Source organism: Mesorhizobium sp. M7A.F.Ca.US.002.01.1.1 (assembly GCF_004022955.1).
Classification (GTDB): Bacteria; Pseudomonadota; Alphaproteobacteria; order Rhizobiales; family Rhizobiaceae; genus Mesorhizobium; species Mesorhizobium ciceri.
Genome location: NZ_RZQE01000587.1, coordinates 1 through 3,174, shown reverse-complemented (window position 1 = coordinate 3,174; position 3,174 = coordinate 1). Strand labels below are relative to the sequence as shown.

The 3,174-nt window shown below is 65.4% G+C and carries 3 protein-coding genes; 2 read left to right on the top strand and 1 reads right to left on the bottom strand.

The window, feature by feature from the left end; all coding sequences use genetic code 11:
* The coding region (locus EN932_RS32415) for a YbhN family protein (RefSeq protein WP_164890737.1) at window positions 1-696 on the bottom strand (696 nt) is incomplete at its 3' end.
* A gap of 316 nt (window positions 697-1,012) precedes the next feature.
* Here EN932_RS32415 and EN932_RS32410 point away from each other — a divergent pair.
* Both EN932_RS32410 and EN932_RS32405 read left to right on the top strand, forming a co-directional pair.
* Window positions 1,013-2,371, top strand: coding sequence for a Ppx/GppA phosphatase family protein (locus EN932_RS32410; RefSeq protein WP_128369376.1), 1,359 nt, complete (start codon window positions 1,013-1,015; stop codon window positions 2,369-2,371).
* Between the two features lie 22 nt (window positions 2,372-2,393).
* Complete coding sequence (locus EN932_RS32405) at window positions 2,394-3,137, top strand: RlmE family RNA methyltransferase (protein WP_013532288.1); 744 nt, start codon at window positions 2,394-2,396, stop codon at window positions 3,135-3,137.
* Window positions 3,138-3,174: the final 37 nt, after the last annotated feature.

Here is a 3,174-nt window from a genome sequence, read left to right as displayed (position 1 = left end):
GTAGCCGGGATTGTGGGCTGCGGGCAGGGCAAAGAAGATGATCGCGGCGGCGGCCAGCAGTTCGATCGGGCCGATCAGCAGTTGCCGCGCGACGATCGGCAGCGCCGGGTAGTGGAGCTGAAAACTGGCGATCTTCAGCGGGCGCAGATGCAGCCAGCTGCCGAAGACATAGGCGGCGACGAGCAGCAGCATCGCGATGCCGGCCGCTTCCGACAGGCCATGATGGGCGATGCCGGAAAACCGGTCGAGTATCTCAGGCTCGAACACCAGAACGAGGCCCGAGGCCAAAATCGTCGACAGCACGAAGGTGATCCAGCAGACCGCCACCAGCACGCCGACATCCTGTCCGGTCAGGCCCCTGGTACCATAGGCGCGGTAGCGGATGACGGCGCCGGAAAACACCGAACCGCCAATGTTGTGCGACAGCGCATAGGTGGTGAAGGAGCACAGCGTGACGAACAGCCACGACACGCGCTTGCCGATATGCAGGAGCGCGATGTGGTCGTAGCCGGCAAGCGAGGCATAGGCGATGATCGAACTCAGCGCGGCAAGAACCCAACCCCGGGTCGGAATGGCCGTGATACCGTCCCAGACGTCGTCGAGCGAAACGCCGCGCAATTCGTGCCAGAGCAGCAGCAGCGAGAAGATCACGGCGGCGATGCCGACGACCGGCCAGAAATAGCGTCTCCAGTTCATTGCCTGACTGCCATGCGTTGCGGGTCCGCTTCCTTTTCGTGGCTGGTGGGAGGCCGGCTTTGCCGGATTCTTCCGCTCATTTCAGAAATGCCTCATCGAAGCCGGCTATTCAACCGCGAACCCTTGTCGCAGCGCCGGCCGGCAAGATTTGCCGCAGTGAGCGGCCGCGCCGGAACGGCGGTCAGCGGCCTGCCGGCAAAATTCGGCATGCGGCTCTTGGTGATCGGGCGCGGCGCTGTTAGTCTGGCGGCAACTTAAAACACTGAAGCGCCTGCTGCGTCCATCATAGGTTCGCGCGGCGCCGGAAGGAACGACAGTGGAAGACCACGACACCGGCGCCGGCGCGCCGGAGGTGGGCGTGTCCAGCGCTTCCCAGGGGTCGGCTGGCCCGGGGAACGCAAGCTGGCAGCAACGCCGCCCGACGGAGCTCCGCTCCGCGGACGGGCAGGCGGGCGACGCACCCCACAAAGGCAAGCCCAAGAAGCGGCGCAAGCGAAGGCGCGGGCGCAAGGTTTTTGCGCGCGACGAAGCGCGTCCCGCGGAGAATCGATCGCCGGCGCCAGGCAAAGCCGGTGCCCCGGCGGCGGAGGCCCACAGACCGGTGGAGTCGGCGGTCTCGCCCGCCGCTGTAGTGCCACGGCCGGAACAGAGCGCCCGTCGGCCGCCGGTCCAGGAGCCTCCGGTGTTTGCGGCGCTTGACCTTGGCACCAACAATTGCCGGCTGTTGGTCGCCGTGCCGACGCGGCATGGCCAGTTCCGCGTCATCGACGCCTTTTCTCGCATCGTCCGGCTGGGCGAGGGGCTCACCGCCAATGGCCGGCTCGGCCAGCCGGCGATGGACCGCGCGGTCGAGGCGCTGAAAATCTGCGGCGACAAATTGCGCAACCGCAAGATCAGAAAAGCCCGGCTGATCGCCACCGAGGCCTGCCGCACGGCCGAAAACGGCGTCGAGTTCATCGACCGCGTCGAGCGCGAGGCCGGCCTGAAGCTCGAGATCATCGACCGCCAGACCGAAGCGCGGCTGGCGGTGTCCGGCTGCGGCTCGCTGGTCGAGCGCGACACTCAAGGCGTCGTCCTGTTCGATATTGGCGGCGGCTCGTCCGAAATCGCGCTCATCGACCTCGCAGGCCGCCGTTCGCCGAGGCTCGCCAATCACATCGTGTCGTGGACGTCGCTGCCGGTCGGCGTCGTCTCGCTGGCCGAGCGCTTTGGCGGCCGCACGGTGACGCGCGAGATCTTCGCCGCCATGGTCGATGATGTCGCCGGCCGGCTGGCCAACTTCGACGGTCGCGACCGGCTGAGCCATCTCAAGGCCAGCCCGAATTTTCATCTGCTGGGCACGTCGGGAACGGTGACGACGCTGGCCGGTGTCCACCTTGAGCTCGAGCGCTACGATCGCCGCCGTGTCGACGGGCTTTGGATGGACCGCGACAGCGTCGATCGCATGGTCGAAAGACTGGTTGGCTGGGATTTCCAGCAGCGCTGCGCCAACCCTTGCATCGGTGCCGATCGCGCCGATCTGGTGCTGGCCGGCTGTGCTATCCTCGAAGCGATCCGCGCCGTGTGGCCGTCCGAGCGGCTGCGAGTCGCCGATCGTGGCCTGCGCGAAGGTATTTTAAGCGAACTGATGGCCGATGATGGCGTCTGGCGCAACGATGGGCGTGGCAGAGCGTGAGCCCGAACCGAAGAAATAAGCAATGACCAAGAAACCGGAAAAACCAGGATCCGCCAGCATTCGTGTGCTGAAGACGCGGATCAAGAAGAAGAGCGGGCTGAAGGAATCGTCGCGCCGCTGGCTGCAGCGCCACATCAACGATCCCTATGTCCAGCGCTCCAAGGCTGACGGCTATCGCTCGCGCGCGGCCTACAAACTGATCGAGATCGACGACAAGCATCATCTGTTGAAACCCGGCATGAAGGTGATCGACCTCGGCGCCGCCCCCGGCGGCTGGTGCCAGGTCGCCGCCGCGCGGACGAAATCGACGGCCGACAAGCCGCATGTCATCGGCATCGATTATCTCGAAATGGACGCCGTGCCCGGCGCGCCGGTGCTGCTGATGGATTTCCTCGATCCGCAGGCGCCGCAGAAGCTGGCCGAGGCGCTGGGTGGGGATCCCGATATCGTGCTGTCCGACATGGCGGCACCGACCACCGGCCACAAGCGGACCGACCATATCCGCACCATGCATCTGTGCGAGGTGGCGGCCGATTTCGCGCTCTCCGTCCTGAAACCGGGCGGGCATTTCCTCGCCAAGACCTTCCAGGGCGGCGCCGAAAACGAACTGCTCTCCATGCTCAAGAAGAACTTCCGCTCGGTCCATCACGTCAAGCCGCCGGCGTCGCGGGATGAATCGGTCGAGCTTTATCTCTTGGCCAAGGATTTCAAAGGGCGAGATCTTCCTTCTCCCCTGGGAGAAGGTGTCGCCGAAGGCGACGGATGAGCTCCAGGGAGCGCCAACGTTTCACTCCGCTGGAACA